Annotated in this window: 5 protein-coding genes; 2 read left to right on the top strand and 3 right to left on the bottom strand. The window is 63.8% G+C overall.

Annotation, left to right across the window (positions count from 1 at the left end):
• Positions 1 to 318 precede the first annotated feature (318 nt).
• Complete coding sequence (locus EOA33_RS23235) at positions 319 to 804, top strand: hypothetical protein (RefSeq protein ID WP_245455516.1); 486 nt, start codon at positions 319 to 321, stop codon at positions 802 to 804.
• A 137-nt stretch (positions 805 to 941) separates the two neighbouring features.
• Here EOA33_RS23235 and EOA33_RS23230 read toward each other — a convergent pair whose 3' ends face one another.
• The 3 genes from EOA33_RS23230 to EOA33_RS23220 all read right to left on the bottom strand — a co-directional run bounded on the left by EOA33_RS23230 (position 942) and on the right by EOA33_RS23220 (position 3,781).
• The gene (locus EOA33_RS23230) at positions 942 to 1,589 is read right to left on the bottom strand and encodes a response regulator transcription factor (protein ID WP_126055410.1); all 648 of its coding nucleotides are present in this window, start codon (positions 1,587 to 1,589) and stop codon (positions 942 to 944) included.
• Complete coding sequence (locus EOA33_RS23225; protein ID WP_245455515.1) at positions 1,586 to 2,959, bottom strand: sensor histidine kinase; 1,374 nt, start codon at positions 2,957 to 2,959, stop codon at positions 1,586 to 1,588. The genes EOA33_RS23230 and EOA33_RS23225 overlap by 4 nt, the downstream gene beginning before the upstream one ends.
• Before the next feature lie 111 nt (positions 2,960 to 3,070).
• Positions 3,071 to 3,781, bottom strand: coding sequence for a response regulator transcription factor (locus tag EOA33_RS23220; protein ID WP_126055409.1), 711 nt, complete (start codon positions 3,779 to 3,781; stop codon positions 3,071 to 3,073).
• 753 nt (positions 3,782 to 4,534) lie between these two features.
• On the opposite strand from EOA33_RS23220, the gene EOA33_RS23215 reads away from it, so the two are divergent.
• A partial coding sequence (locus tag EOA33_RS23215) for a hypothetical protein (protein WP_210212594.1) occupies positions 4,535 to 5,286 on the top strand: 752 nt, incomplete at its 3' end.

Here is a 5,286-nt window from a genome sequence, read left to right as displayed (position 1 = left end):
CCCTTGGCGCATCGCGGTTCGTTGGCGCGGTCCTGTGTTTTTCACGCGCTATAGTTCTAGAGAATTGCGCCCCGCTTTCCAAGAGACTTGGTTAACGCGCCGTCAACCGGCCCCGGTTTGCGGTTGCCGCTGTCGCGCCTGGCGGCATTGCGCCGACCGTGCGACATAGGTCCGGCATAGGCGGCAAAAAAGGTCTGAACCGGCAAGGCATGGGTCGTGGGCCGCTTTCGTGCGCGTGCGCTTGCATGGATTCTTTGCTTCTCAATCGTGCCGGCCGCGGTCTGTCAGACCGCGCAGAAGACCGGCGGGGAGAGAAGGGTGCCAAAACTGTCCTTGAACCGGCTGAGCCGACTTGCCCTGTTGATCTCGACGGCGCTGGCGCTGACGATCGCGCCTTGCCACGTCAAGCTCTACGGCGCCGCCACGATCGTTCCCGCCTTGGCTTATGCCGACGGCGGGAATGGCAATGGCGGCAATGGCGGCGGCGGCAACGGGAACGGCGGCGGCGGCAATGGCAACAGTGGGGGCAATTCAAGCTCCGGCGGCAGCAACAGCAACAACAGCGGTAACAATTCAGGCAACAATAACGGAAACCGCGGCAACAGCGCCAATCATAACAGCCACGTCAACGCGGCGACCGGAGACAAGGTCGAGATCAATGGCAGCACTATCAAGGTCATCCATCCCGACGGAATGAAGGAAGAGATCCAGAACGGCCGCTTCGAGATGGAGGATGCCTTTGGCCGAACCATCATCGAGCGCAAGGCGACGCCTGAGGATCTGGCGCGCCTCTTGGCCTTGTGAGGGCAGGGAACTACCCCCTCTCTGTGCCTCACCCACCCCCGCCCTCAGGACGGGGGTGATTTTTTGAGGCAGTAGGGCAGTCGGAGCCGTGTGCTCCATGGCCTTTACAATTTCCTGTTCCCTACTGCCTTATTCCCCTACTGCCCTCTTTCCTTCGCCTCGTGCATCAGCAGCGCCGCCTCCGTGCGATTGCGCACGTTGAGCTTGGCCAGCACCCTGGTCATGTGATGCTTGACCGTCTTCTCCTGCAGCGAAAGCCTGGCGGCGACCTCCTTGTTGCTGAGGCCCTCCGCCACCAGCCGCAGGATCTCGGCCTCGCGGCCGGTGAGCTGGCTGAGCGGATCGGGCTTGCGACTCGCCGGCTGCAAGAGGTCCGACAGCAGTCTCGCCGACAGCGTTGGCGAGACATAGCTCTGGCCGGCGGCGACGTCGCTGAGGATCTCGGCCAGCGTCTTGGAGCCGACGCCCTTCAGCACATAGCCGCGCACGCCGGTGTTGAGCGCCTGGGCGACGTCGGCATTGGTCTCCGACACGGTCAGCATGACGATCTTCTGGCCGGGGTGGCCGGACAGGATGGTGGCCGCGGCGTTGAGCCCCCCACCAGGCATGCTGATGTCGAGCAGAAGGACATCGGGCGCAACCGTCTGGACCAGCCTTTCGGCGTCCTCGGCGCTGGCGCCTTCGCCAACAACGGCGAAGCCGCCGATTTCGCCCAGGCTGCGCGCGACACCCTCGCGAAACAGGGGATGGTCGTCGACAATGGCGATGCGGATGGTTCCGGTCACGGCTGCTCCTCGACAGACAATGTAATCACCAATCGCGTGCCTTGCGGCCCGGACAGCGTCTCGAACTGCCCGCCGATACTCTCGATTCGTTCCCGCAAGCCCGCAAGCCCGAGCCCTTCGCTCTTGCCCGGATCGAAGCCGGGTCCGCCGTCCATCACTTCGACCATCAGCCTGCCGCCTTTCATGCTGGCCCGCACCGCCTGATCCTTGCCCTTTCCGTGCCGCCAGGCATTGTTCAGCCCTTCCTGGACGAAACGGTAGATGCTGATCTTCTCGGAAGTGCCGAGTTCAGGCAAGCGGGCAGGAAGTGTCAGCGCCACCCTGCTGCTTGTGCGGCGTTCGTGTTCCTTCACCGCAAGCCGCAATATGTCGGGTACGGCCTGTGTTTCGATCTGCGGCAGCACCAGGCCGTTGCAGATGCCGCGGATCTCGCGCATCGCCTCGCCGAGAGTCTTGTGGATGCCCGAAATCTCGGCCTCGCGCAACTCGCTCGAGGCGGCGGGATCAAGCAGGATCGGGCTGTCCATCCTCAGCGCGGCGAGCGCGACAAGCTGCGCCGGCCCGTCATGCAGGTCGGCGCCGATGCGCCTGAGATAGCGTTCGTTGATGGCGGTGGCGCGGCGCGAGGCGCGCTGCACGCGCTGACGCAGCGACGAGTTCTGCGACAGCGCCGTCTGCAATTCCGCGATCTTGGCCTCGAGCGCGGCGCGTTGCGTCTCGATGGTGCGGCTGCCGCGAAAGACGATGCCGGACAACAGCGTCAGCGCCGCCGCCGTGGCGCCCGCCACCACCAGCCAGCTCGACCAAAGTGCTGCCCGCAGCGTCGCCTGGAATTCGTCGGCAACCTCGTAGAATTCCGACACGGCGACGACTTCGCCCGACCAGGGCTCGCGCACCGGATTGTAGATCTCGAACAGCGGCTGCGCGAAAGTCTTGTTGCCCCTGTTTTCGACATCGTCTGAGACGTCGTTGTACTCGGCCACGACATTGCCCGCGAAAGCGGCGATGAGGTGTGGGTTCGGCTCGAACGTCTTGCCGATCAGCGTCGGGTCCTTGGCGTAGAGGATGGTGCCGTCGCGCCGCCACAGCTTGAACGAGACAAGCCGGTTGCCGAGCGCGCCCTGGCCAAGCGTTTCGTCGAGCGCCCGCTTGACGGTGTCGCCGAGCTCGCGGCTTTTGCGCATGTCGGGCAGCAGCGGCGCGATCACGCTGTCGACATAGAGCGCCGTGGTCGCGGCGGAATTGGTTATCACGCCTTCGCGGATCTGCGAGGTGACCCACAGCCCGACCACAAACATCGCCGCCAGCAGCCCGACGCCGCCGGCAATGAAGAACTGCAGGGCGAGCGAAAGCCTGCCCCAGCGCTGCAAATATCCCCCCAAGAAAGTCCCGAGCAATCGCACCACCTCTCCCTGGCTGGGGAGATTATAGGCTTAGCGCGGCGTTTGCGACATCGACCTTTGTGCGGCCCACGCGGGTTTTCATTTGGCCGGGCGCGACAACAGTCTCGGACCGGCGGCGGAATCGGCTTTTGCCGTGCGTCCGCTCCGGGCCTCTGGCCCGATCTGGCCGGCGGCGAGCTGCAAAAGCTGGGCCCGCGAGGAGACCTGCAATTTGCGATAGATGTTGTTCATGTGGATCTTCAGCGTGCCCTTCGAAATCCCGATATCGAAGGCGATCTGCCCGTTCGGCCTGTCGGTGACGACCAGCCGGGCGATCTCCAACTCGCGGCTGGTCAGCCGCGACGACAGGTCATGCCACTTGGTCCTGCGCGCCGCCTCGCTTTGCATGGCCTCGCCGACCAGCTCGGCGGGCAGCCAGCGGCCGCCGGCGGCGACCCGGTGGAGGCATCTCAAGAGCGCGTCGATAGCGGCTTCCTTGAGCACGATGCCGGCAACGCCGGCCGCGACCGCGTCATAAAGCTGGGCCTGCGAGGCGCCGACCGTCAGGAGAACGCAAAGCGTCGCAAGCCCCTGCCTGCCGATCTCGGCGGCGACCTCGAGCCCGCTCATGCCGGGCATGCTGAGATCGAGCACGGCGACATCCGGTTTCTCCTGCCGGATCATCGCCATTGCAGCCGTGCCGTTTTGCGCCGATCCGACGATCCTGAAGCCGGGATCGCGGGCGATCAGGCTGGTCAGCCCGTGCAGCAGCAGCGGGTGATCGTCGGCGACGAGGATTGTCGCGACCATCGTCAGTCCGCCCCTGGTCCGTGTTCGGTCACGGTGACTTCTCCCCTGCGTGCCCAAAACGGGACGCTTCCTGTCATGCCGGAATCGATACGGGATCGCGGCTTGCACCCCCAGCGTGAAACCAAGCCGACGGAAGTAGCGTGGTCGCACAAATATTAGCAACTACTTAGTTAACCCCAGGCCGGGTGCCTTAGCAAGATGCGAGGCGATTGACGGCAAAGCTCAGGAGCCGCCCTGCCGATGCAGGCCTTTGTTCTTGCGACGCAACGAAGCGCTCGGGAAACTCTGGCGGGCTTGAGCAAACGTCGCGACCCCCATCGAGGAAAAGCGAGAATCCTCGAAAAGATATATTCGCGTGATCGCCGAATTTTACTTATGGCGACATCGTGATGGTTCCTATAACCGGGGTTATATGGACGCGCTCACTGCAACCTGCAAAGTATGGTTTGGGAAATATTAACGTCCAAGCGGTTGCTGATGACCGCGTGGGGGTTCGGGGCTTAGGGCGTGAGTATAGCAGTCAGTCCGACGGCGGGCCTGTCCCGCCATCCGGGGGGTGTTGTGTCTGGCGAAGGGGGACTCCTCGCCGGTCCTTTTCGCGTCCAAGGCTGCCACCGTTTTTTCATGCAACGATCGCTTGCCGGCAGGGCCGCGCTGCGCGGACCACGGACGTTTGGCGCCGGCGCCGCGATCAGACTGGGCTAGGGGACGGCGGCTCGGCCGCCGACCGCGCAACATTGTGGAGGAAGTAACATGGCGGACATTGGCGGCGGCGTGCTTCTCGAAGCAACGACCATCGGATCGGGAACCGGGAACTACGATTCCTTCCTGCGCATTCAGGCGACGAGCGTCGAGGAGGGTTTCAACACCGATCAGAACGGCAACGTGCTCGACAACAAGGCCTCCTTCACGCACAGCCTGCAATTTGGCGATCTCCAGCCGATCAATGTCGGCGGCACCGACTACATCGAATTCCGGCTGGACCTCAACGAAAGCAACAACACCACCAACGGCGAGATCTCGCTGACCGACCTGAGGATCTACATCTCCGGTGCCGACGCCACGCTTGCCGACTACAACGCCGGTTTTGCCGGGTTCACCTCGATCTTCGATCTCGCCACCACGCAAGCGCTGATCGACGCCAACCACGGCTCGGGAACGGACGACTACCGGGTACTTATCCCGGTCACCGCCTTCACCGATGCCGGCGTTACCGCAGATTCCTACGTAACGCTCTATTCGAGCTTCTCGGGGTCGAATGGCGGCTTCGAGGAGTGGCGCACCACCACGCTCAGCGGCGGCGCCGAGGACCAGCCGGCGATCGCCATCGACAAGATCACCATCGACGGCGCTGCGTCGGGCGACGGCCTGGTCGTGCTGGTCGACGAACCGATCAGCTGGCAGTACACGGTGACCAACACTGGCAATACGGCGCTGTCGAACATCGTCGTGACCGACGACCAGGGCGTGATCGTCTCGCCCGAGCTCAGCGGCGGCTTCAATGT

Source organism: Mesorhizobium sp. M4A.F.Ca.ET.050.02.1.1 (assembly GCF_003997725.1).
Taxonomy (GTDB): Bacteria; Pseudomonadota; Alphaproteobacteria; order Rhizobiales; family Rhizobiaceae; genus Mesorhizobium.
Note: the sequence above shows the minus strand (reverse complement) of the source record. Positions and strands in the feature narration are given on the sequence as shown.

What these genes read in the sequence shown, in the direction of transcription:
- EOA33_RS23220 (WP_126055409.1), bottom strand. Translation starts at nt 3,781, where the DNA reads ATGGTCGCGACAATCCTCGTCGCCGACGATCACCCGCTGCTGCTGCAC.